The organism is Sphingomonas sp. GlSt437 (assembly GCF_048015635.2).
Lineage (GTDB): Bacteria > Pseudomonadota > Alphaproteobacteria > Sphingomonadales > Sphingomonadaceae > Sphingomonas.
The window spans coordinates 166,462-188,149 of record NZ_JBPGYA010000002.1; the positions used below are offsets into that span (position 1 = coordinate 166,462).

Here is a 21,688-nt window from a genome sequence, read left to right on the forward strand (position 1 = left end):
CGCCTTTTCGTCACCCGGCAGCGTGTAATCAGTGCCTTCCCAGGGCGAAGTGAAATCAAAGGTGCGGAAATCCTGCGCGAGCTGCACGGGCTCGTACACCACGCGCTTGGCGGTTTCTGAATAGCGCAGCTCGACATAGCCGGTCAGCGGGAAATCCTTGCGCTGCGGGTGGCCGCGAAAGCCGTAATCGGTCAGGATGCGGCGCAGGTCGGGATTGCCCTCGAACAGCACGCCGTACATGTCGTACACTTCGCGCTCGAGCCAGCCCGCGACCGGCCATAGCCCGGTGATCGACGGCACCGGTTTTACCCCGTCGGTCGTCACCCGCACGCGCAGGCGGTGGTTCCGCGTCAGGCTGAGCAGGTGATAGCAGACGTCAAACCGCTCCGCGCGCTCGGGGTAATCGACGCCGGCGATTTCCATCAGCTGCTGATAGTCGAGGCCGGGGGTATCCCGGAGCAGCGTCATCGCTTCAGCCAGACGCGCGCGATCGATGGTCAGCGTGATTTCGCCATGCGCGTCGAGCGTCTCGACGATGAGGTCGCCAAGCGCGGCGCGAGCGACATCGATCACGCCGTCATTGTCGGCATAGCGGGGGGCTGGGCTATGCATGCCCGAATGCCCCGGAACACCACGATACCAACGGGGATCGATAATCCGGATCCTTCTCATTCAGCGCAGCAAAACCTCCCGCCAGATCAACAATGCAGAAAAGCTCAGCATATTCATCCGGCTCGCCGTTATCGAAGAACAGTTTTGCGCGTACGACCTCTTCATCCATCCGCCGCGGATCACCGCTCAAGGCGACGGCCCGACACACGATCTCGCGCGCAAACGAACTTGCTCCCGGCAGACCAAAGTAATTCCGCCATGTTGCCAGCAAAGCGTCGCTTTTCGCGCCAACCGTCAAAAGCGTCAGCTTGCCCCACCAGAAGCCCAGCTCTTCCTGAACATTTTCCACCCGCTGATACCGCCAATCATTCGCGCGGGAGACTATGGCAAGCCCAATCGGCCGACCGTCAGCCACGGCCTCGATCGTTAAGGTATTACGATCTGAAAACAGCGCTTGACGCTTTGACACGACTTCAAAAGAGAGGTCGCACCACGGCTGGTTGCCGTCGATCGCTTCCAAATTACAAAACGCGTCGATCACCGCTCGATTGTCCCAACCCGGCGGATCTTCCGCTGCAACTGCATGATGCCGTACAGCAGCGCCTCGGCGGTCGGCGGGCAGCCCGGCACATAGATGTCAACCGGCACGATGCGGTCGCAGCCGCGCACCACCGAATAGCTGTAATGATAATAGCCGCCGCCATTGGCGCAGCTGCCCATCGAGATGACGTATTTGGGCTCCGACATCTGGTCGTAGACCTTGCGCAGCGCCGGCGCCATCTTGTTGCACAACGTGCCGGCGACGATCATCACGTCCGACTGGCGGGGGCTAGCGCGCGGCGCAACGCCAAATCTTTCAAGGTCATAGCGGGGCATGTTGACATGGATCATCTCGACCGCGCAGCAGGCAAGCCCGAACGTCATCCACCACAAGGAGCCGGTGCGCGCCCACTGGAACAGCTCCTCTGTCGAGGTGACGAGAAAGCCCTTGTCCGCGATCTCGGCATTGATGTCGTTCAGGAACGCGACATCGGGCAGCTGCGCCTCGCTGTGGGTCGGGGTGAGTTCTACTCCCAATCGAGCGCTCCCTTCTTCCACGCATACGCCAGGCCGAGCGCCAATTCGCCGATGAACACCATCATCGCCACCCACGCCGTCCAGCTCGCCATGCCGCCCAGCTTGAACACGGTGACGGCCCAGGGATAGAGAAACGCCGCTTCCAGATCGAAGACGATGAACAGGATCGCGACGAGGTAAAAGCGCACGTCAAACTGGCTGCGGCTATCCTCGAACGCGGGGAAGCCGCACTCATATTCGGCGAGCTTTTCCGCGGTCGGCTTGTGCGCGCCGGTCAGCCGCGCGACCACCATCGGCAGGAAAACGAACGCGCCCGAAAGCGCCAGCGCCACTCCCAAAAACAGGAGGATCGGCAGATATTGGAGCAGGTCGATCACCAGCTGTCTCGCACATGCGGAATCATCGCCGGGGCTTTAGGACGGTGGTGGCTAGGGGGCAAGGGCCGCTACCGCCGAAAGTCCATCGAAGTGGTGCTTTGTGGGGGGACGGGTTGGCGCAGCTACAACCCTCTCCCCTTGCGGGAGAGGGATACGAAGACTTGGCAGCTTGCTGCCTAGTCGGAGTTGGGTGAGGGGTAAGTCCGGCACTATCGACGGCGCACGTCCCCCTCACCAAGCTCCGCTAGCCGACAAGTCGGCAAGCTGCGCTGTCCTCTCCCTCAAGGGAGAGGAGGTTGGCGCTGCGCACATTCCTGCCCTCAGCGCAACGCCCCCGCCACTGCCTTGTGCAGCCGCGAATGCAGCGCATCATTGGCGGCGAGATATTCGCTGCGCTCGACCATGCGATCGCCGCCGCGGAAATCGGTGACATAGCCGCCGGCCTCGCGCACCAGCAACAGGCCCGCAGCGACGTCCCACAGCTGAAGGTCGCTTTCCCAAAACCCGTCGAACCGTCCAGCCGCGACCCAGGCCAAATCGAGCGCCGCCGATCCCAGCCGGCGGATGCCCGCGACTTCCGGCGCGACCGCCCCGAAAATCCGGCTCCACTGCACAAAATCGCCATGGCCCAGGAACGGGATACCCGTCGCGATCAGCGCATCGGCCAGGTCCCGCCGGGCCGAGACGCGCAGCCGTTGGTCCTGCAGCCAGGCGCCGCGACCGCGCTCTGCCCAGAAGCTTTCGTCAGTCAGCGGCTGGTAGATGAGGCCCGTGGTAATCTCGCGCTTGCCGCTCGCCAGCGGCTCCTCGACCGCGATCGAGATCGCGAAATGCGGGATGCCGTGGAGGAAGTTCGAAGTGCCGTCCAACGGATCGATGATGAAGCGCGGCTTGGCGGGGTCGCCTGCCCGCTCGCCGCTTTCCTCGGCCAGGATCGCCCAATCGGGGCGCGCCCGCGCCAGTTCCTCGATCAGCGTGTCCTCGCAGCGCTTGTCGGCCATCGAGACGAAATCGGCCGGGCCCTTGCGGCTCACCTGCAGGTGCTGGACTTCGTTGAAGTCACGCCGCAACCGCGGCGCCGCCTTGCGCGCGGCGCGATCCATGATGGTGAGCAGGCCGGAATGGGAGGGCATTGGGCAACTTCCTAAGCCCCTACCCTTCAGGGGAGGGGTTGGGGTGGGGTCTGGTTCACGATCCCGTCGCGGGCAAAGCCCGCGCCGTCGGTCGAGCTACGCTCGCCGGCCGGGCGGCGGATTGTGCGAAATAGCAGCGCTATTTCGTCTCAATCCGCGCGCCTAACATAGGTCTGCTCGTACACATCAACCACAATCCGCGTGCCCGCACCGATATGCGGCGGCACCATCACGCGCACGCCATTGTCGAGCACGGCGGGCTTGTAGCTCGAGGACGCCGTCTGCCCCTTCACCACTGCATCGGCCTCGACGATCGTCGCTTCGATCGTGTCGGGCAGCTGCACGCTGATCGCTTCCTCGTCGTACAATTCCATCACGACATCCATGCCGTCCTGCAGGAAAGCCGCCGCATCGCCGAGCAGATCGCGCGGCAGCGTCACTTGGTCGTACGTGTCCTTGTCCATGAAGACGAGCATGTCGCCTTCGGGATAGAGGAACTGGAAATCCTTGGTATCGAGCCGCACGCGCTCCACGGTTTCGGCCGAGCGGAAGCGGACATTGGTCTTGCGGCCGTCGCGCAGGTTCTTCATCTCGACCTGCATATAGGCGCCGCCCTTGCCCGGCTGGGTGTGCTGGATTTTGACGGCGCGCCAGATGCCGCCTTCATATTCGATGATGTTGCCGGGACGAATGTCCACGCCGCTGATCTTCATGGGCCGAGCCTGTTGGTTGAAAGAGCGAGAAGCGGCGCCTTTAGCGAGGCGGCGCGATGGGGGCAAGGCTTAGGGATAGCGCTGGCGGGCGTGGAGGACGGCGATGATATCGATCGTTCGTTCCCCGACGCGATAGACAATGATGTAATTCGGGTGGACAACGGCTTCCCGTGTCTCCGGGACGCGACCGCGACGATACAGGAATGGATGTTCCGGCAGCCGCTCGGCGGTCGACTCGACAAGTTCGCGAATACGCTGCGCCGCCAGGAAATGACGCTGCTCGATAAAGGCGACGATCTCCTCGAGATCGTCGAGCGCGTCAGGCGTCCAGCGAACCGCGAGCACGGCGCTTCGCCTCTAATCGTCGCGTTAATTCCGCCATCGCTTCATCATGCGGGATCCCCGGGCGCGGATCGTCGAGCGCTTTTTGCACCTTGGTGCGGAACCAGGCGTCATAGGCTTCCGCCTCTTCGCTGGTTTCGAATTCCGACACGATGGGATCGAGCTTTGCCATTGCTCGATGATATCATGCCGCAAGCAGTTGGGCAAAAGCCTTCACCGCCGCCGCCTCATCGCCGCCCCAAACCGCGCCTGACACGGCCAGGAAATCGGCGCCCGCCGCCACTAAGGGCGCGGCATTGGCGGGCGTGATGCCCCCGATCCCCACACAAGGCAGCTCGAACAGCTGCGACCACCAGCTGAGCAGGATCGGCTCGGCATGGTGCTCGACTTGCTTGGTGCTCGTCAGGAAAAAGGCACCGAACGCGACATAGTCGGCGCCTGCCTCGCCCGCTTCCATCGCCAGATGGCGGCTGTTGTGGCATGTGACGCCGATCTGCGCCGAGGGACCAAGCGCCGCGCGCGCCTCTCGCACATCGCCGTCGCCTTGCCCCAGATGCACGCCGTCCGCGCCCAATCTTTTGGCGAGCGAAATCGAGTCGTTGACGATGAACGCCACGTCATAATCGGCGCACACCCGTTGCAGCGGCTCTGCCAGCCGCGCCGCCTCGTGCTGATCGATGCCCTTCACCCGGAACTGGAACGCCGCAACCGGCCCCGCATCGAGCGCGCGCGCCAGCCGATCAGGGAAACTGCCCGACACGTCGAGCGGCGAAATCAGGTAAAGCTGGCAGGGCGGCCGCCGGTCGTCGCGAACGAATTGCGCCGCGAAATCGGGGTCGAGCGGGCCAAGCGGGTCATCAAAGTCCATCCCCGCCCCCTATCCCGACCGGCGGCGCAGCGGAAGAGGCACTCAATCCGCGCTCAATCGATCAGCGCCAGCAGGAACCCGTCCCAGTGCTTCACGCCCACGGTCTGGATCGCAGTCGCGGTCAGCCGGGGATGAGCGCCGACCGCGTCGAACAGCGCGCGCGTGCCCCTTACACGATCATCGGGGTGATCGGGATCGAGGATCGCGCCGGCGCGTACCACATTGTCGACGATGATCGTCGTGCCCGGTCGCCCCAAGGCGATCGCAGCATTGAGATAAGCGACGTTGCCCTGCTTGTCGGCATCGATGAAAACCAAGTCGAACGGCCCTTCCCCGGCCGACTGCATGGCCGCCAGCGTGTCGATCGCGGGGCCAACGCGCACCTCGACGCGATCGGCGAGGCCGGCCTGCGCGATATTGGCGCGCGCGACCGCCGCGTGATGCGGATCGAGCTCCAACGTGACCAAAGATCCGCCGTCGGGCAGCGCACGGGCCAGGCAGATCGTCGAATAACCGCCCAGCGTGCCGACTTCCAGAATGCGCCGCGCCCCCGCCATCCGCGCGAGCAGATGGAGCAACCTCCCCTGCACCGGCGCAACGTCGATATCGGGCAGGCCGGCGGCGGCATTGGCGGCCAGGGTCGCCGCCAGTGCAACGTCAGCGCCGATCAGCTTGCTCTCGATATAGCGATCGACCGCCGCAAAACCCTGATCGGGTCGGTTCGGCGGATCGACCATCACGCGTCAGGCCGCAACCGGCGCCTTCTCCACCGATGCCGCGTAAATCTCGTCGATCGCCGCGCCGAGCGCTGCATCGAATTCGGCATCGCTCATCTGGTGGCGCAAATCCTCGAGCAGCGCCCGGCTGAAGCTGGCGATCATGCCGCTATTCTTGGCGAGCTCGGCGCATGCCTCGGGCCGTGCATAGCCGCCCGACAGCGCCACGACGCGCAGCACGCGCGGGTGCGCGACCAGCGCGTCGAACAGGCCGGGCTCGGCGGGAATCGAGAGCTTGAGCATCACCTGATCGTCACCCGGCAGCGCATCGAGCGCTTTCAGGATTTCGTCACGCAACAGGGCGTCGGCAGCCGCACGCTCGGGCGACTTAATGTTCACCTCGGGCTCGATGATCGGCACCAGCCCAGCCGCCAGCACTTGCTGCGCCACCGCGAACTGCTGCGCCACCGCCGCCGCGATACCCTGGGCATTGGCGAGATTGATCACCGAGCGCTCTTTGGTGCCGAATACGCCCAGCCCGCGCGCCCGCGCCAGCAGCGCGTCGAGCCCCGGCATCGGCTTCATCAGTTGGACGCCGTCCGCCTCGTCTTCCAGCCCCTTGTCGATCTTGATGAACGGCACCACGCCGCGATCGAGCAGCGCCTGCGGCGTCGGCTTGCCGCCGACGTCGCCATCCATCGTCCGCTCGAACAGGATCGCGCCGAGCACCTTCTCGCCCGTGAAGGCCGGCGACGAGATGATCCGCGCGCGCATGGCGTGGATCAGCCCGAACATCTCCTCGTCCGATCCCCACGCGCCCTGCTCGATGCCATAGCCCTTCAGCGCCTTGGGCGTCGATCCGCCCGACTGGTCGAGCGCGGCGATGAAGCCGTTTCCGGTGGCGATCTTGGCCTTCATCTCGGCGAAATTCATGGGAGACCCTCGGCTAGCTTGGTGAATTGCCTGCGCCGATAGCATCGCTGCACACAGGGACAAGCGCATTCGTATGCGGCGGGAGCCTCGATACCGGGGGACGCTAACGCGCCCCGTCGAGAAACTCCCCAGAATGGACCAATAATCAGTTTGTTGACAGAAGAATGGGTCCGGCCCACCCTGTTGTTTAAGCATCGATAAAGGGGATTGGCATGCGCTGGAGGTCACGGATCGCGGTATTGGCACTGGCCGCATTGGCGGCCGTCTCACCAGCACAAGCAAAGATCAAGGTCGGTGAACCTGCGCCGGACTTTGAATTGACCCTAATCGACGGCAGCAAGGTCGCTTTACATGATCTGCGTGGTCAGGTGGTTGTGCTCAACTTCTGGGCGACGTGGTGCGCGCCGTGCCGCGCTGAATTGCCGGCACTCGATCGTTATTATCAAATTCAGGCGGAGCACGGCCTCAAGGTTTTCGCGATCGCAACCGAGGATTCGCTACCGATCTTTCAACTGAAGAAATTGTTCGCCGTCATGCACATACCGTCAGCGCGGCGGATCAAAGGGCCGTACCACGCGCTGGAAGGCGTGCCGACCAATTACGTCATCGATCGCGCCGGCAATCTGCGGTACGCCAAGGCAGCGGCATTTGATCTTGATGATCTTAACAAGGTGCTCTTACCGCTGCTTAATGAACCGGCGCTGGTACCCCCCTCAACCCAAGCCGCCGCCAACAACTAACCGGAAGCAAGTGCCGCGACGCCGGGCAATTGCTTGCCTTCCATCCATTCCAGGAAAGCGCCGCCGGCGGTTGAAACGAAGGTGAAATCGTCCGCCACGCCTGCCTGATTAAGCGCGGCGACGGTATCGCCACCCCCCGCGACCGACACCAGCGAGCCATCCTGCGTCAGCGCCGCCGCCGTGCGCGCAAGCGCGACCGTCGCGGCATCGAAGGGCGGCGTCTCGAACGCGCCGAGCGGGCCGTTCCACACCAAAGTGCGGCAGGTCTTGAGCACATCCGCGAGCGCTTCGACCGCTGCCGGGCCGATGTCGAGGATCATTTCGTCAGCGGCGACTTCGTGGACGTTGCAAATCCGCACGCTCGGTGGGTTGGGCGCGAATTCCTTGGCGACGACAACGTCATACGGCAGGTGGATCGTGCAGCCGGCCTTGTCCGCCGCGTCGAAGATCGCCTCAGCCGTGCCGGTCAGCTCATGCTCGCACAAGCTTTTGCCGACATTCACGCCGCGCGCCGCGAGGAACGTGTTGGCCATGCCGCCACCGATGATCAAATGATCGACGCGCGCGACCAGATGGGTCAGCACATCAAGCTTGGTCGACACCTTCGCGCCGCCGACGACCGCCGCCACCGGGTGCTCGGGATTGCCGAGTGCCTTGTCCAGCGCATCGAGCTCCGCTTCCATCGCGCGACCGGCAAAGGCAGGCAGCACATGCGCGATTCCCTCTGTCGAGGCATGCGCGCGGTGGGCGGCCGAAAACGCGTCATTGACATAGAGATCGCCCAGCGCCGCGAACCGCGCGACGACGGCAGGGTCGTTCCGTTCCTCGCCGCCGAAGAAGCGCGTATTCTCGAGCACCGCGATATCGCCCGGCGCGAGCGCGGCAACCGCCGCCGCATCGCCTTCCCAGTCGACATAATGCACCGGCCGGCCGAGCACCGCCGCATAGGGCTTAACGATCTGCGCGAGCGACAGCTCGGCCGAGGGCACTTTAGGCCGCCCGAAATGCGCGAGGATCAGCACGATCGCGCCGCGATCGGCGAGCTCGGTCACGGTGGCGAGCGTGGCGCGGAAGCGCGTGTCGTCGCTCACCACGCCGTCGTGCATCGGCACGTTCAAATCTTCGCGGACCAGCACGCGCTTGCCGGCGATATCGCCCATATCGTCGAGGGTCTTGAACGACCTCATGCCGCCTGCTCCGCTTCCTGTTCGATTTCAATGCGATCGCCGACGTTGATCACACCGCCGCTCAACACCCGGCAGCAGACGCCGCCGCGCCAATCGGGGGTGAGCGCCGCCTGCAGCCCGGGGTGCAGCGCGTCCATCCGGTAGCAGGGATTGCACTCGACCATCACCATCAGCCGCACCGACCCGATCCGCAGCAGCGCGCCTGCCTCCTGCGGCAGTGCAAGCCCGTCGACCAGCAGATTGGCGCGCCGTTCCTGCCAGGGAATGTCCGCGCCGATTTCCGCGAGCGCCGCCTGCCAGGCACCGCGCTCGATCAGCGTGACTTGCCGCCGGTTGCGCCCGCCCGGCTTGAACCGGCCTTTGCAATCGCCTTCCAAGCCAAGCTCAGGCGTGATCGTCGCGCCGTCCAGCACTTCCATCGGCGCCTTGGGATAAGCGTGCCGGGCGATGCCGGCGAGGATGCCGGTCACAACCACACCGTCATGCCAGCGAACGCTGGCATCGCTCTCAATCGGGGCGACCGCAGCGTTCGCTGGGGTGACGGCGTGCGCATCCTACAAAAACTTCGCCATTGCCTTGGCGGTGTCGACCATGCGGTTGGAGAAACCCCATTCATTGTCGTACCAGCTCACCACCCGCACCAGCTTGCCGTCGATCACCGCCGTCTCCAGGCTGTCGACGGTCGAGCTTGCCGGCGTGTGGACGATATCGGCCGAGACCAACGGCTCATCGGTATAATCGAGCACGCCCTTCAGCGCGCCCTCAGCCGCGGCCTTGAGCACCGCGTTGACTTCTTCGACGCTGGTGTCGCGCTTGGGCGTGAAGGTCAGGTCAATGAGCGAGCCATCGGGCACCGGCACGCGCACCGCCGAGCCATCGAGCTTGCCCTTCAGCTCCGGCAGCACTTCGCCCACCGCGCGCGCAGCACCCGTGGTGGTCGGGATGATCGACATCGCAGCGGCCCGCGCCCGGCGCAGGTCGCTGTGGATCTGGTCGAGGATCTTCTGGTCGTTGGTATAGGCATGCACCGTCGTCATCAGCCCGCGCTCGATGCCGATCGCGTCGTTCAGCACCTTGGCGACCGGCGCCAGGCAATTGGTCGTGCACGACGCGTTGGAGACGATGCTGTGCTCGGCGGTCAGCTTGTCGTGGTTGACGCCGAACACCACGGTCAGGTCGACATTCTTGCCCGGCGCCGAGATCAGCACTTTCTTGGCGCCCGCCGCGATGTGCTTTTCGCAGCTCGCGCGATCGGTGAAGAAGCCGGTGCATTCGAGCACGAGATCGATGCCGAGCGCGGCATGCGGCAGATTGGCGGGGTCGCGCTCCTTGGTGACGCGGATGCGCTTGCCGTCGACGACCAGATCGTCGCCATCGGCCGCGACGGTGCCGGGATATTTGCCGTGAACCGAATCGCGGCCGAACAGCCAGGCATTGGCCTTGGCATCGGCCAGGTCGTTGATCGCGACCAGCTCCAGCCCGCTATCGGGCTGCGCGAGCATCGCGCGCGCCACCAGGCGGCCAATGCGGCCGAAGCCGTTGATCGCAACCTTAACCGTCATCGCAATAACCTTTCGTTAAGCACTGAGTTTCTGGAGTATCTGCGGAACAATCGCTTCCGCCGTCAGCCCGAAATGCTTGTAGAGCTGGTCCGCCGGCGCGGAGAGGCCGAAGCTGTCGATGCCGAAGCGCAAGCCGCCTGCGCCGGTGTGCCGCTCCCAGCCGAGCGTCGCGCCTGCCTCGATCGAGACGATCAGCGCGTCTGCCGGCAGCACATCGGCACGATAGGCATGCGCTTGCGCGGCAAAGGCTTCCCAACTCGGCATCGAAACAACATCGGCGCCGACGCCCTGCGCTTCAAGCTGCGTGGCGACATCCGCCGCAATCGCGACTTCTGAGCCGGTCGCGACCAGCACGACCTTGCGCACCTCCTGCGCTGCGCGCAGCCGATAAGCGCCGCGCGCCGACCAATTCTCGCTCACATCGCTCCGCAATTGCGGCAGATTCTGCCGGCTGAGCGCGAGCAGCGATGGCCCATCGGCCCGCGCCAGCGCCAGCGCCCAGCATTCCGCCGTCTCGATCGCATCGCACGGGCGATAGACGCGGAGATTGGGGATCAGCCGCAGCGACATCAAATGCTCGATCGGCTGGTGCGTCGGCCCGTCCTCGCCCAGCCCGATCGAATCATGCGTCATGACATAGACGACTTGCGCGTGCTGCAACGCTGACAGCCGGATCGCGTTGCGCATATAGTCCGAGAACACTAGGAACGTGCCGCCATAGGGGATGATGCCGCCGTGCAGCGCCATCCCATTCATCGCCGCGGCCATGCCGAATTCGCGGATGCCGTAATAGATATAACGCCCGCCATAGCCGTTCGCGCCCACATCCATTGGTGGGGTGGCGGCGACTTTGGTGTTGTTCGAGCCGGTGAGGTCCGCCGATCCGCCGAGCAACGCGGCGTGCGGGGCGAGATACTCAAGTGCCAGTTCGGAAGCCTTGCGCGTCGCGATTTTCTGCGGGTTGGCGATCAGCTGGTCGAGATAAGACTTGATATCGACATCGCGACCGAGCTCGTCGGCGAGATACGCGCGGAAATCGTCACCAAGCCCGCCACTCTGCGCATCGACGCGCGCCTGCCACGCATCACGCAACAACCGCCCCCGCGCGCCTGCCGTCCGCCAAGCATCGAGGATATCCGCCGGCACCTCGAACGGCGGCGACGTCCAGCCGAGCGTCGCGCGCGCGGCGGCGACTTCGGCGGCACCCAACGGGCTGCCATGCGTCTTGGAGGTGCCCTGCAGATTAGGCGCGCCCTTGCCGATCACCGTCTGACACTGGACCAGCGACGGCCGCGGATCAGCCTTGGCCTCGTCCAGCGCGCGGGCGATATCGGCCTGGTCATGGCCGTCGCAGATGGCGACGTGCCAGCCCGTCGCGGCATAGCGCGCCGGAATATCCTCGCTCGACGAGAGCGAGACCGCGCCATCGATGGTGATGCGATTGTCATCCCACAGCACGATCAGCCGGCCCAGGCCCAGCCGCCCGGCCAGCCCGATCGCTTCGTGGTTGATGCCTTCCATCAGGCAGCCGTCGCCGGCGATCACCCAGGTGCGGTGGTCGACCAGATCGTCGCCGAAGCGCGCGTTCAAATGCCGCTCGGCAATCGCCATGCCGACCGCCATCGCCAGCCCCTGCCCCAGCGGGCCGGTCGTGCACTCGACGCCGGCGAGCTCGAAATTCTCCGGGTGCCCCGCGCATGGGCTACCGAGCTGGCGGAACTGGCGGATGTCGTCGATCGTCGGCCGCTCATAACCGGTCAAGTACAGCACCGAATAGAGCAGCATCGAGCCGTGGCCGGCCGACAGCACGAAGCGGTCGCGGTCCGCCCAACGCGGCTCGGCGGGGTCGAACTTCAAGTGGCGGGTGAACAGCTCGGTCGCGACATCGGCCATCCCCATCGGCATGCCGGGATGGCCCGAATTGGCGGCCTCGACCGCGTCCATCGACAGCGCGCGGATGGCATTAGCAAGATCGGCTGGCGTCGTGGCCATCAATTTCCTTCCGATGCCGGCTTGCGAGCCGGGGCGCGTGCCTGCGCCGATTCGACGCGCGCGTCTTTGCGGGCCGTGCCGCGATGCGTCAACCTTGGGCGCGACAACACCCTTGCGAGCGGCGGTCGGCATGCTATCCCTTGGGGCATGGCGGAGGGGACGGCCCGGATCGACGCAGCATTGAAGCGGATTGACGCCGCGACCAAGGCGCTCGCCGCCGCGCATCACGAGCAGATCAAGCGCAACGAGGCGCTGCGGGTGAGCCTGGCCGGCGCGATCGCGACGCTCGACAGCATCATCGAAGAGCAGCCGAGGCGGTAGCGGTGGCTGATGTCCCCATCACCTTGGGCGGCCGCACGCACCACATCGCTTGCCGCGACGGATCGGAAGACCAGGTCGCGCGGCTGGGTAAATTGCTCGAACAGCGCTGGGATGCGGCCAAGCAAGCCTCGGGCGGCCTCAACGACGAGCGCACCCTGCTTTTCGTGGCGCTCATGCTCGCCGATGGCCTGGACGAGGCGCAGCGGGGCAGCGGTGGCACCGGCGCGGACGACAAGCTGATCGCGCGCATCGGCGATCAGCTCGAATCAATCGCGCTTGCCCTTGAGCAAGCCGTGCCGAAGGACTAGATTGGCAATCGGCGGGCACTGCCCGGTACGAGCCTTTTGGAACATCCCTGAGGCGATACATCATCCAAGGGGGCTGTCCCTTTCGGGGTCCTGGCCCTGAAAAATGGTCCCCACCTGACGTTCTGGCGTCAGAGGATATTCAGGCAAACGGCCATGGCGGTCCCGCCACCCCATCCCTCCGCCGATCCGCCCGAGAGCCACGCCGCCGCCAAGGCAGCGATGCGGCGGGAAATGCTCGCGCGTCGCGAGGATTTTGCGGGGCGCGCACCCCCGCCGTTCGTCGCGCCCGCGCCGCTGCTAGCGCTGTTGCGCGACGCGAAGGTTGTTGCCGGCTATGTCGCCATGGCTGGCGAGGCCGATCCCGCCCCGCTGCTGACCACAGCCCATGCCCACGGTTGCACCCTCGCGCTGCCGCACGTCACGACGCGCGCCGAGCCGATGCGCTTCCTCCGCTGGTCGCCGGGCGAGGCGTTGATCCCCGGCCCGTTCGGCTTGCGCCAACCCGCCGCCGACCAGCCCGAGCTAACCCCCGACCTGCTGCTCATCCCCCTCGTCGCGTTCGATGCACGCGGCCATCGCCTCGGCCATGGCGCCGGCTATTATGACCGCGCGCTCGCCGCCCTGCCGCGCGCGGCCCGCATCGGCATCGCCTGGTCCATCCAGCAGGTGCCGCAAGTCCCGGTTGACCCGTGGGACGTGCCGTTGCACGCGATCCTGACCGAAACCGACTGGATCATCCCCGCCTCATGACCCCAAGCTGGCGCAAACCCGCAGGCATGTTCATCATCCTCGCGCTGATCGCGGTCTGGGCAGCGCTGATCGCGGCGCTGGCGGACGTGCTGGTCGGCTGGCCGACGCTCGCGCAGCTCGGCTTTTACGCGCTGACCGGCGTGATCTGGATCGCGCCGCTCAAGCCGCTGCTGCGGTGGATGGAAACCGGGAAATGGCGCGAGTGACGGGGCTCGAACCCGCGACCTCCGGCGTGACAGGCCGGCGCTCTAACCAACTGAGCTACACCCGCTTGTAAGCGAGAGCGCGCCACCTAGGGGAGCGTCACGCGAGTGTCAACAGCGCCGTTCGCGTCCGCTAGCCTCCCCGCCCGCGCCGCCGTTCGGGTCGCGATTCCGCCGCGTGCAACGTCCCCTTCTCAAACAGGAAACCGGCGATGTCGGGCTTGCCGGCGGCTTCCATCACCGTCTGGATGATGATGAGCAGCGGCACCGCCAGCAGTGCGCCGGCCGTGCCCCATACCCAGCTCCAGAAGCTCAGCGAAATCAGGATCATGATCGGGTTGATCGTCAGGCGATGGCCGACGACGAGCGGCGTCACCACGTTCGATTCGATCAAATGCGTCGCCACCATCACCGCCGCCGGGGAGAGCGCGACCAGCGGGCTCTCGAACGTCATCAGCCCGCCGACGCCGAGCAGCAGCGCCGCCGTGATCGGCCCGAAATAGGGCACGTAATTGGCCAGCGCGACGATGCCGCCCCACATCAGCGGATAGGGCATGCCGATGATCCACAACATGCCCGCCACCACCATGCCGAGCGACAGGTTGATGACCGTGATCGTGCCGAGATAAGCCGAGGTATCGTCGACCAGATCCTGGATCAGCCGCGCCGTCGCCATCGCGCCGTCAAAGCTCGCGCGGCTGGTGATCGTCTGCCGCCTCAGCCGCGTCCAACCCGACAGGAAGAAGAACACCACCAGCGTGCCGAAGAAAATCTGGATCGCGATCGCCGGAGCGGAGGTGGCGATCAGTTCGATCAGCGAGGGCGGCGGCACGCTTGCCTGCGAAGCCGTCGTCGCGGCGTGCTTGGCGGACCCAAAGGCCAGCTTCATCGCTGTTTTGTCGAAATATTTTTCCAGGCTGAGATACAGGTCCATCACCGGCTTGATGTTCATGCGGATGCGGCTGATCCGCTCGGGCAGCAGCCGGAAAAACTCGACCGCCGGCACCACGATCGCCGCCAGCGCGATATTGGCGAGGCCGAGGAACAGGATGACGCAGAGGAACGCCGCGAGCGGCGCGGGCAGCCGCCGCCGCTCGAGCCATTCGAGCACCGGCACCAGCGCAATGGCGATCACCAGCGCGGTCGTGACGGGCAGGAAGAACTCGGCGCCCGCCTTGAGCGCGAAGGGCAAAGCGACAACCAGGCCGATGCCGGCAATGAGGGTCAACGCCGCGAGCAGCCGGTCGCGGCGCAGCGCGATCTTCGCCTGCTCCTCGGCGCTGGCGTCGGGCAACGGCATGCCGAACGCCGCGTCGTGGCGCGGGCCGCTGCGCATGGCTTCGATGCTGTCGCCGTCTTCGGCCACGGGGTTTCCTTTGTGCTTCGTCCCATGCCTTAGCGGGATTTACGCGCGCTTGGAATCCCGGCTAGCTTCGCCGCCATGAGCGACTTTCTCTTGGTGATCGACGAAGGCACCACCTCCACTCGCGCGATGCTGTTCCGGCCCGATGGCGCGGTGATCGCCAGCCATCAGCTCGATTTGACGCAGCATTACCCCGCCCCCGGCCTGGTCGAGCATGACGCGGCCGAAATCTGGGAGCGGACGCTGGAAGTCACCCGCCAGGTCGTTGAGGCGGCCGGCGGCGCGGAGCGCATCGCCGCGATCGGCATCACCAATCAGCGCGAAACGGTGGTGTTCTGGGACAAGACCACCGGCGAACCGCTCGCGCCCGCCATCGTCTGGCAGGATCGCCGCACCGCCGCCGAGTGCCGCGCTTTGAAAGAGGCCGGCCATGAAGCGGCGGTGCAAGCCAAGACCGGGCTGCTGCTCGACCCCTATTTCTCGGGCTCGAAAATTGGCTGGGCGATGCGCCACTGGCCGCAATTGGCCGAAGCGGGCGATCGACTCGCCGTCGGCACGATCGAAAGCTGGCTGGTTTGGAAGCTGACCGCCAATGAGAACCGGGGCGGCGCCCACCTCACCGACGCCACCAATGCCAGCCGCACCGCGCTGATGGACATCGGCAAGGGCGGCTGGGACGCCAGCCTGATCGAGCTGTTCGGCGCGCCGCGTGCCGCGCTCCCCGAAATCGTCGATTGCGCCGGTCGCTTCGGCGAGACGCGGCTGTTCGGCGCACCGATCCCGATTTGCGGCCTCGCCGGGGACCAGCAAGCCGCGACGATCGGCCAATCCTGCCTCAATATCGGCGAGACCAAGGCGACCTTCGGCACCGGCGCCTTCATCCTGAGCCAGGCGGGCACGACCCCGCCCGTCTCAACGCATCGCCTACTCTCGACCGTCGCCTGGCAACTGGGCGGCAAGCGTGCCTATGCGCTGGAAGGGTCGGTGTTCGTCGCCGGCAGCCTGATCAAATGGCTGCGCGACTCGATCGGCCTGATCGGCACCGCGATGGAAACCGAAGCGCTGGCGCGCAGCGTTCAGGATAGCGGCGGCGTGTATCTGGTGCCCGCTTTGTCGGGCCTCGGTGCGCCCTGGTGGGAGCCCGAAGCGCGCGGCGCGATCACCGGCTTGAGCTTCGCGACGACGCGCGCCCACCTCGTCCGCGCGGCGCTGGAAGCGATGGCCTATCAGGCCAACGACCTCAAAACCGCTTTTGCCGCCGATGGCGTCGACTGGGCAAGCTTGCGGATCGATGGCGGCATGGTCGCCAACAACTGGATGGCGCAGGATTTGGCGGACGTCCTCGCCATCGAGGTCGAGCGGCCCAAATTCGCAGAGACGACCGCCTTGGGCGCGGCAATGCTGGCCGGCGTCGGCTGCGGGCTGTTCAAGGACTTGCACGAAGCGAGCGCAATGCGTGGCGCGATCGAACGCTTCGCCCCAGCATTGGAGGCCGGGCAGCGCGCGGCGCGGCTGGCTAGCTGGCGAGCCGCGGTAAAAGGCGTGGTCGGGAAATAACAGCCCCTCCGTCACCCCGGCCTTGAGCCGGGGTCCAGCTTCTTCTTCTTCAGGCGCTCGGTTATAGCGGGACGCCGGCTCGAGCCCGGGGTGACGGATCGCAACTGTCCTACCGCCGCCTTTCACGTCATGATCGCGGATCGCTCTTTGCCATCGTCGATGCCGCGAATGCCCGATCTAATAGCGCGCCCCGCAAACCCCATGGTCAGTGGGAACATTCGCCGAAACGCGCCGTAAAATGAAGGCGTTACCCCTGGGCGAGCAGGATGACACCAATCAATACAAACCCGGCACTTCGCGCTGTTGCGTGTCAGGTCGGGGGGGGCTCAGGATGATGTTGCGCGCTGCCGACTGGCTGGTTTGGCCGCTCGAGGCGATCTTGGTGCAGCTTTGCCCGGCCAGATAGTTCAACGCCTGCCGCGTGGTCGACTCGGCGGGGTCGCCCAGCTGATGGCCGATATCGTCGGTCGCTTGGCAGCTCGCCTCGGCATATTGCGACAAGCCGTTGTAATAAGTGCCCTGGTGCGCCGCATTCTCAACCGCGAAGGCAATCACGCGCAACCGGTCGTCGCACGCCGCACGATCGATCGCGACCTGCCCGACCGGCTTGCCGAAGGTATTGGTGCCGATCAGCGCCGAATTGGCGTGGAGATAGGGCCAGAAGGAATTGATGACGAGCTCGCTCGCCGAGGCGGTGCCGCCCGATCCGATAAAGGCGATCTTGGTCGGCGCGATCGATTCGGGCTGCACCGTGAAATTGGTGACGGTGTTGTTCGATGCCTTTTCGGGCCGGAAGGTCAGATAATCGATCACATCGGTCGGTGCGCGATTGGCGCCAAGCAGATTTGCCAGCGTTTCCGCCACCGCAACCAGGCCACCGCCATTATAGCGCAGATCGACGATCACATTGGTGATGCCCTGCGCCTTGAAATTGGCGAATGCCGTGCGGAGTTCAGGGTCGGCCGTGTTGATGAAGGTGCGCAGGTTGACGTAGCCAACTTGATGGCCGTTGTCGGTGATCACCTTGGCGCCGTAACGCGACGACACCGGGTCGATCGAGTAATCCGCCTTGGTCACCGCCACGGTCCGCGTGCCGGAGGCATCACGGACCTGGAGATAGCGCGTGGTGCCCGCCGTGCTCGGCCCGAGCGCGTCGTTGACCGCGTTCGACCCGCCGCTCGCGACCAGCGAGGCGACGGTCTGGAGATTGCTCGACGTCGTGCCGATCGCCAGGATTTCGGTGCCGCGATCGATGCCGGCGGTCAGCGCCGGCGCATTCTCGAACGCCTCGATGATGAACAGCCGCGTGCCACTGGTATCGAAGGCGAGCCGCACCCCAAAGCCGGCGCTCGACCCGGAATTATAATACGCATTCTCGGACGAGATCGAGGTCAGATAGGTGAAATAGCGGTCCTTGTTCTGCGCCCGCGCGGTCGCGGTCAGCGCATCGATATAATCGCTGACCGTCGTGTACGGCGCCGGATTGAGGCTCGACGGCAGCAGGCTGGGGAAGAGATACCATTCCTGCAGCGTCGCGAATGCCCAGTTCTGGCGATCGAGCAGCGAGCATTGCGCAGCAGGTGTCGGCGTCGGGCTCGGCGAAGGCGTCGGTGTCGAGGCGATCGCGCCGCCGCTCGATCCGCCGCCGCTATCGCCCCCGCATGCTGAAAGGGACATCAGCGCAATCACACTCAGCGCGCTGGCAATCGGTCGCCGCTTCATACACCGCACTCCGCAAACAATACCGATGCTTAACGCGATCGGATGGCGATCGGCAAGATGGTCGCTAGGCGGCCACTGCCCGATCTTCGAACAGCGATTTCAGCTCGCGTTTCAGGATCTTGCCATTGGCATTGCGCGGCAGCGTTTCGGCAACGAAGCGGATCGCCACCGGCACCTTGAACGCCGCCAAGCGCTCGCGCACCCAGGCTTGCAATTCGGCCTCGGTCGCGGTCGTACCCGGCGCGAGATGGACCACCGCCGCCGGTTCCTCGCCCAGCGTGCGGTGCGGAATGCCGATCAGCGCGCAATCGGTGACAGCAGGATGCGCGTAGAGGACATTCTCGACCTCGCTCGAATAGATGTTCTCGCCGCCGCGGATGATCATGTCCTTGGCGCGATCGACGATGTAGACGAAGCCTTCCTCGTCGAGCCGCGCCAGATCGCCGGTCCGCACCCAGCCATCGATGAAAGTCGCCGCCGTCGCTTCGGGCTTGTTCCAATAGCCCTTCACGATCATCGGCCCTCGCGCCCAAAGCTCGCCGACCTCACCGACCGGCAGCTCGGCCGTACCATCCTCGTTCATGATCTTGAGGTCGGCGACCGCCACGGGCGGACCGGCGCTGGTCGGGCGGTTGAGATAATCCTCGGCGCCGTGGCCGGTTACCGTCGCCATTGTCTCGGTCATGCCCCAGCCATTGCCGGGCAGCGCGCCGAATTCCTGGTAGATCCGCTTGACGAGCTCGGGCGCGGACGGCGCGCCGCCATAGGCAATCGCTTCCAGGCTGGAGAGATCGTATTTGGCGCGATCAGGATGTTCGAGCAGCTGCCACGCGATCGTCGGCACGCCGCCGGTTACGTGCACTTTCTCGCGCTCGATAATCTCCATGGCCTGCACCGGATCCCATTTGCGCATGAAGATCAGCGTATTGCCCGCCGCGACCGCGCCCATCAGCCCGGCGCTGCACGCGGTGACATGGAAGAGCGGGATGACGGTGAGCATCGTGCGCGGTGTCGGATCGGGCGGCGCCTCGCCACGCCGCAGAAAGCCGCGCGCGGCGGTATTGGCGCTGGAGAAGATGTTGGTCACCAGATTGCGATGCGTGCCGAGCGCGCCCTTGGGATTGCCGGTGGTGCCGCTGGTGTAGAAGATCGTCGCGTCGTCTTCGGGCGCGAGCGCTGCATCAGGCAACGTCGCATCTGGCAGCGAAGCATAGTCGGCCGGCGCGCCGATCAGCGTTTCGAGCCGCTCATGCCTTCCAGTCGCGGTGCCGTCGCCCCGCGCAACGACGATCCGCTCCAAACCCGGCAAATTGCCATAATGCTCGGCGAGCCGCTGATCGCGCTCGGCATCGACGAACAGGATTTTCGCGCCCGAATCCGCCAGGCCATATTCGAGCTCCGCGCCCGTCCACCAGGCATTGAGCGGCACCACAATCGCCCCGATCGACACGCCGGCGAAAAAAATGACTGGCCACTCCGGCAGGTTGCGCATCGCGAGCGCCACCCGATCGCCCTTGGCTACGCCCAGCTCGCGCAGCCGCTGCGCCAGATGCGCGATGGCGCGGTAATTGGCCTCATAGGTGACGCGATCATCCTCATAGACCGCGAACACCCGCTCGCCATGGCTGCGGGTATGCTGGACAAGCGCGGCGAGATGCGGCGGCGCATTTTTCCACACCCGCGTCGGCACCCCGCGAATGTCGATGGTCTCCATCTCCAGCCGCTGCCCCGGCGCGGTGAGCAGAGCATCCGCCGCCGCTACGGAAAGGCGCGGCCAGGCGGGATCGAGCGGCACCAGCGGGCCATCGCCGGCAGCATCGGTGACAGACATTCTCTCTCCACTCTAGAATTTCGGGTTTGGCATCTTTGCCTTTTCAAGGAAGGTTAGTGTTGATTCGCGCGCCGCTCAAGGCAATAGGGTGCACACGGTTTCGAAGCAGGGGTATGGAGAGCGGCATGACGATCGCACGGCCGGAATCGCTCGGTTTTGACGCGCTGCGCCTCGCGCGGATCGATGCGCTGTTGAAGGAGCGTTACGTCGACTCGGGCAAGCTGCCCCACGCCCAGCTGCTGATCGCGCGGGAGGGCGAAATCGTCCATTACTCGAGCATGGGCGCAGCACGGGCGGAAGGCAGCGCACAAGTCGACGAGACCAGCCTGTTCCGCATCGCGAGCATGACCAAGCCCGTCACTTCGATCGCCTTCATGATGCTGGTCGAAGAAGGCAAGGTCGCGGTCGATACCCCGGTCCATCATGTGCTGCCCGAGTTCCGGGGGCTCGGCATCTATAATGGCGGCGGCGCGGGCGTGCCCTTCCTGACCAAGCCGACCGAAGAACCGATGCGGATGGTCGATCTGCTCCGCCACACCTCGGGCCTGACCTATGGCTTCCAGAACCGATCGAACGTCGATGCGGCGTATCGCGAGGGTCGCATCGAGAATTGGCACGGCAATCTCGATCTCAATGGCTTCATCGCCGCGCTAGGCAAGCTGCCGCTGGAATTCTCGCCCGGCACGGCCTGGAATTATTCGGTGTCGACCGACGTGCTCGGCGCGGTCATCGAGCGCGTCTCCGGCATGCCGCTCGACCAGTTTTTCGCGACGCGCATCTTCGCGCCCCTCGGCATGCACGACACGTTCTTCGCGGTCCCCGAGGACAAGACCGACCGGCTGACCGATTGTTACGACTTTGTGCCGGGCAGCAAACCGGTGCTGATGGATCGCGGCGCCCAGAGCGCGTGGAGCCGCCAGCCGACCTTGCTCTCCGGCGGCGGTGGCCTCGTCTCAACGGCCCTCGATTATCACCGCTTCTGCTCGATGCTGCTGAACGGCGGCAGTCTCGACGGCGCGCGGATCGTGAGCCGCAAGACGCTCGACTTGATGACGATGAACCACCTGCCCGGCAATGGCGACCTAGCGCATTGGTCCAAGTCCTTGTTCAGCGAGACGCAGAATGCCGGCACCGGCTTCGGCCTTGGCTTTGCGGTCAATATCGATGTGGCCCGCTCGATGATGCCGGGTTCGGTCGGCGAATATTATTGGGGCGGCATGTTCTCGACCGCCTTCTTCGTCGATCCGGTCGAGCGAATCCACATGGTATTCATGACGCAGCTTCGCCCGAGCAGCACTTACCCCATCCGCCGCGAATTGAAGACGCTGATCTATTCGGCGCTGACCTGAATCGTCGCCCCAGCGAAAGCTGGGGCCGCCAG

General features: G+C 65.2%; 24 protein-coding genes, 1 tRNA gene, 1 other RNA gene and 1 pseudogene. 8 read left to right on the forward strand and 19 right to left on the reverse strand.

Translation table 11 applies throughout. The annotated features are described in order from the left end of the window. The 11 genes and pseudogenes from ACLB0R_RS10295 to ACLB0R_RS10345 form a co-directional block, all read right to left on the reverse strand. Positions 1-612 (reverse strand): annotated as a pseudogene (locus tag ACLB0R_RS10295) (NADH-quinone oxidoreductase subunit C); the annotation flags it as partial. Beyond that, positions 605-1,153: a hypothetical protein gene (locus ACLB0R_RS10300; protein ID WP_416643774.1), complete on the reverse strand. Its 549-nt coding sequence runs from the start codon at positions 1,151-1,153 to the stop codon at positions 605-607. The pseudogene ACLB0R_RS10295 and the gene ACLB0R_RS10300, both read right to left, overlap by 8 nt. Beyond that, a complete protein-coding gene (locus tag ACLB0R_RS10305; RefSeq protein ID WP_416643773.1) occupies positions 1,150-1,689 on the reverse strand; it encodes a NuoB/complex I 20 kDa subunit family protein in 540 nt (179 codons plus the stop codon). Before ACLB0R_RS10305 ends, ACLB0R_RS10300 begins: the two co-directional genes overlap by 4 nt. Then, entirely contained in the window at positions 1,680-2,066 is a 387-nt protein-coding gene (gene ndhC / locus ACLB0R_RS10310; protein WP_416643772.1) for an NADH-quinone oxidoreductase subunit A, read from the reverse strand. The genes ACLB0R_RS10305 and ndhC overlap by 10 nt, the downstream gene beginning before the upstream one ends. A 320-nt stretch (positions 2,067-2,386) precedes the next feature. Further along, complete coding sequence (locus ACLB0R_RS10315) at positions 2,387-3,199, reverse strand: inositol monophosphatase family protein (RefSeq protein WP_416643771.1); 813 nt, start codon at positions 3,197-3,199, stop codon at positions 2,387-2,389. 149 nt (positions 3,200-3,348) lie between these two features. After that, positions 3,349-3,912, reverse strand: a complete 564-nt coding sequence (gene efp, locus ACLB0R_RS10320; RefSeq protein WP_416643770.1) for an elongation factor P — start codon at positions 3,910-3,912, stop codon at positions 3,349-3,351. A gap of 69 nt (positions 3,913-3,981) precedes the next feature. Continuing rightward, the gene (locus tag ACLB0R_RS10325; RefSeq protein WP_416643769.1) at positions 3,982-4,257 is read right to left on the reverse strand and encodes a type II toxin-antitoxin system RelE/ParE family toxin; all 276 of its coding nucleotides are present in this window, start codon (positions 4,255-4,257) and stop codon (positions 3,982-3,984) included. Continuing rightward, positions 4,232-4,426 carry a type II toxin-antitoxin system RelB family antitoxin gene (gene relB, locus ACLB0R_RS10330; protein ID WP_416643768.1) on the reverse strand — a complete coding sequence of 65 codons (195 nt, stop codon included), beginning with the start codon at positions 4,424-4,426 and terminating at the stop codon, positions 4,232-4,234. The genes ACLB0R_RS10325 and relB overlap by 26 nt, the downstream gene beginning before the upstream one ends. Before the next feature lie 12 nt (positions 4,427-4,438). Next, positions 4,439-5,122, reverse strand: a complete 684-nt coding sequence (gene thiE, locus ACLB0R_RS10335; RefSeq protein ID WP_416643767.1) for a thiamine phosphate synthase — start codon at positions 5,120-5,122, stop codon at positions 4,439-4,441. Positions 5,123-5,175: 53 nt separating this feature from the next. Next, entirely contained in the window at positions 5,176-5,859 is a 684-nt protein-coding gene (locus ACLB0R_RS10340; protein ID WP_416643766.1) for an O-methyltransferase, read from the reverse strand. Positions 5,860-5,865: 6 nt separating this feature from the next. Beyond that, positions 5,866-6,771 (reverse strand): fructose bisphosphate aldolase, encoded by a 906-nt coding sequence (locus ACLB0R_RS10345; protein WP_416643765.1) that lies wholly within the window; start codon positions 6,769-6,771, stop codon positions 5,866-5,868. A gap of 212 nt (positions 6,772-6,983) precedes the next feature. Between ACLB0R_RS10345 and ACLB0R_RS10350 the strand changes: the two genes are divergently transcribed. After that, entirely contained in the window at positions 6,984-7,511 is a 528-nt protein-coding gene (locus tag ACLB0R_RS10350) for a TlpA family protein disulfide reductase (RefSeq protein WP_416643764.1), read from the forward strand. On the opposite strand, the gene ACLB0R_RS10355 is transcribed toward ACLB0R_RS10350, so the two are convergent. From ACLB0R_RS10355 to tkt, 4 genes are all read right to left on the reverse strand, one after another. Then, the gene (locus tag ACLB0R_RS10355) at positions 7,508-8,698 is read right to left on the reverse strand and encodes a phosphoglycerate kinase (RefSeq protein ID WP_416643763.1); all 1,191 of its coding nucleotides are present in this window, start codon (positions 8,696-8,698) and stop codon (positions 7,508-7,510) included. The two genes, ACLB0R_RS10350 and ACLB0R_RS10355, sit on opposite strands and share 4 nt — an antisense overlap. Continuing rightward, a complete protein-coding gene (locus tag ACLB0R_RS10360) occupies positions 8,695-9,174 on the reverse strand; it encodes an MOSC domain-containing protein (protein ID WP_434953836.1) in 480 nt (159 codons plus the stop codon). Before ACLB0R_RS10360 ends, ACLB0R_RS10355 begins: the two co-directional genes overlap by 4 nt. Before the next feature lie 78 nt (positions 9,175-9,252). After that, positions 9,253-10,260 (reverse strand): type I glyceraldehyde-3-phosphate dehydrogenase, encoded by a 1,008-nt coding sequence (gap, locus tag ACLB0R_RS10365; protein WP_416643761.1) that lies wholly within the window; start codon positions 10,258-10,260, stop codon positions 9,253-9,255. Positions 10,261-10,275: 15 nt separating this feature from the next. Then, positions 10,276-12,252: a transketolase gene (tkt, locus tag ACLB0R_RS10370; RefSeq protein ID WP_416643760.1), complete on the reverse strand. Its 1,977-nt coding sequence runs from the start codon at positions 12,250-12,252 to the stop codon at positions 10,276-10,278. A gap of 147 nt (positions 12,253-12,399) precedes the next feature. On the opposite strand from tkt, the gene ACLB0R_RS10375 reads away from it, so the two are divergent. From ACLB0R_RS10375 to ACLB0R_RS10395, 5 genes are all read left to right on the forward strand, one after another. Then, on the forward strand, positions 12,400-12,573 hold the full coding sequence (locus tag ACLB0R_RS10375) for a hypothetical protein (RefSeq protein WP_416643759.1): 174 nt from the start codon (positions 12,400-12,402) through the stop codon (positions 12,571-12,573). Positions 12,574-12,575: 2 nt separating this feature from the next. Next, a complete protein-coding gene (locus ACLB0R_RS10380; RefSeq protein WP_416643758.1) occupies positions 12,576-12,881 on the forward strand; it encodes a cell division protein ZapA in 306 nt (101 codons plus the stop codon). 12 nt (positions 12,882-12,893) lie between these two features. Then, positions 12,894-13,048, forward strand: a non-coding RNA gene (ssrS, locus tag ACLB0R_RS10385) — 6S RNA. Next, the gene (locus ACLB0R_RS10390; RefSeq protein ID WP_416643757.1) at positions 13,035-13,631 is read left to right on the forward strand and encodes a 5-formyltetrahydrofolate cyclo-ligase; all 597 of its coding nucleotides are present in this window, start codon (positions 13,035-13,037) and stop codon (positions 13,629-13,631) included. The genes ssrS and ACLB0R_RS10390 overlap by 14 nt, the downstream gene beginning before the upstream one ends. Further along, the gene (locus ACLB0R_RS10395; RefSeq protein ID WP_416643756.1) at positions 13,628-13,837 is read left to right on the forward strand and encodes a DUF2842 domain-containing protein; all 210 of its coding nucleotides are present in this window, start codon (positions 13,628-13,630) and stop codon (positions 13,835-13,837) included. Before ACLB0R_RS10390 ends, ACLB0R_RS10395 begins: the two co-directional genes overlap by 4 nt. Here ACLB0R_RS10395 and ACLB0R_RS10400 read toward each other — a convergent pair. Continuing rightward, positions 13,826-13,902: transfer RNA gene (locus ACLB0R_RS10400), tRNA-Asp, on the reverse strand. The genes ACLB0R_RS10395 and ACLB0R_RS10400 overlap by 12 nt on opposite strands. 65 nt (positions 13,903-13,967) lie before the next feature. Further along, a complete protein-coding gene (locus ACLB0R_RS10405; protein ID WP_416643927.1) occupies positions 13,968-15,134 on the reverse strand; it encodes an AI-2E family transporter in 1,167 nt (388 codons plus the stop codon). A gap of 141 nt (positions 15,135-15,275) precedes the next feature. Between ACLB0R_RS10405 and glpK the strand changes: the two genes are divergently transcribed. Then, positions 15,276-16,754 (forward strand): glycerol kinase GlpK, encoded by a 1,479-nt coding sequence (gene glpK / locus ACLB0R_RS10410; protein WP_416643755.1) that lies wholly within the window; start codon positions 15,276-15,278, stop codon positions 16,752-16,754. Positions 16,755-17,030: 276 nt separating this feature from the next. Here the strand turns inward: glpK and ACLB0R_RS10415 are convergent, their stop codons facing one another. Both ACLB0R_RS10415 and ACLB0R_RS10420 read right to left on the reverse strand, forming a co-directional pair. Next, positions 17,031-18,431 (reverse strand): S41 family peptidase, encoded by a 1,401-nt coding sequence (locus tag ACLB0R_RS10415; protein WP_416643754.1) that lies wholly within the window; start codon positions 18,429-18,431, stop codon positions 17,031-17,033. A 109-nt stretch (positions 18,432-18,540) separates the two neighbouring features. Continuing rightward, a complete protein-coding gene (locus tag ACLB0R_RS10420; protein WP_416643753.1) occupies positions 18,541-20,307 on the reverse strand; it encodes a class I adenylate-forming enzyme family protein in 1,767 nt (588 codons plus the stop codon). Positions 20,308-20,432: 125 nt separating this feature from the next. Here ACLB0R_RS10420 and ACLB0R_RS10425 point away from each other — a divergent pair, with 125 nt between their 5' ends. Then, entirely contained in the window at positions 20,433-21,656 is a 1,224-nt protein-coding gene (locus tag ACLB0R_RS10425; RefSeq protein WP_416643752.1) for a serine hydrolase domain-containing protein, read from the forward strand. The last annotated feature ends 32 nt before the right edge of the window (positions 21,657-21,688 follow it).

Excerpts from the sequence above, each read along its gene's own strand:
- ACLB0R_RS10390 (WP_416643757.1), top strand. The coding sequence starts at position 13,035 with ATGGCGGTCCCGCCACCCCATCCCTCCGCCGATCCGCCCGAGAGCCAC.
- ACLB0R_RS10340 (WP_416643766.1), bottom strand. The coding sequence starts at position 5,859 with ATGGTCGATCCGCCGAACCGACCCGATCAGGGTTTTGCGGCGGTCGAT.
- ACLB0R_RS10345 (WP_416643765.1), bottom strand. The coding sequence starts at position 6,771 with ATGAATTTCGCCGAGATGAAGGCCAAGATCGCCACCGGAAACGGCTTC.
- ACLB0R_RS10420 (WP_416643753.1), bottom strand. The coding sequence starts at position 20,307 with ATGTCTGTCACCGATGCTGCCGGCGATGGCCCGCTGGTGCCGCTCGAT.
- ACLB0R_RS10315 (WP_416643771.1), bottom strand. The coding sequence starts at position 3,199 with ATGCCCTCCCATTCCGGCCTGCTCACCATCATGGATCGCGCCGCGCGC.
- ACLB0R_RS10425 (WP_416643752.1), top strand. The coding sequence starts at position 20,433 with ATGACGATCGCACGGCCGGAATCGCTCGGTTTTGACGCGCTGCGCCTC.
- gap (WP_416643761.1), bottom strand. The coding sequence starts at position 10,260 with ATGACGGTTAAGGTTGCGATCAACGGCTTCGGCCGCATTGGCCGCCTG.
- tkt (WP_416643760.1), bottom strand. The coding sequence starts at position 12,252 with ATGGCCACGACGCCAGCCGATCTTGCTAATGCCATCCGCGCGCTGTCG.
- ACLB0R_RS10395 (WP_416643756.1), top strand. The coding sequence starts at position 13,628 with ATGACCCCAAGCTGGCGCAAACCCGCAGGCATGTTCATCATCCTCGCG.
- ACLB0R_RS10415 (WP_416643754.1), bottom strand. The coding sequence starts at position 18,431 with ATGTCCCTTTCAGCATGCGGGGGCGATAGCGGCGGCGGATCGAGCGGC.
- glpK (WP_416643755.1), top strand. The coding sequence starts at position 15,276 with ATGAGCGACTTTCTCTTGGTGATCGACGAAGGCACCACCTCCACTCGC.
- thiE (WP_416643767.1), bottom strand. The coding sequence starts at position 5,122 with ATGGACTTTGATGACCCGCTTGGCCCGCTCGACCCCGATTTCGCGGCG.
- ACLB0R_RS10405 (WP_416643927.1), bottom strand. The coding sequence starts at position 15,134 with ATGCCGTTGCCCGACGCCAGCGCCGAGGAGCAGGCGAAGATCGCGCTG.
- ACLB0R_RS10350 (WP_416643764.1), top strand. The coding sequence starts at position 6,984 with ATGCGCTGGAGGTCACGGATCGCGGTATTGGCACTGGCCGCATTGGCG.
- relB (WP_416643768.1), bottom strand. The coding sequence starts at position 4,426 with ATGGCAAAGCTCGATCCCATCGTGTCGGAATTCGAAACCAGCGAAGAG.
- ACLB0R_RS10375 (WP_416643759.1), top strand. The coding sequence starts at position 12,400 with ATGGCGGAGGGGACGGCCCGGATCGACGCAGCATTGAAGCGGATTGAC.
- efp (WP_416643770.1), bottom strand. The coding sequence starts at position 3,912 with ATGAAGATCAGCGGCGTGGACATTCGTCCCGGCAACATCATCGAATAT.
- ACLB0R_RS10355 (WP_416643763.1), bottom strand. The coding sequence starts at position 8,698 with ATGAGGTCGTTCAAGACCCTCGACGATATGGGCGATATCGCCGGCAAG.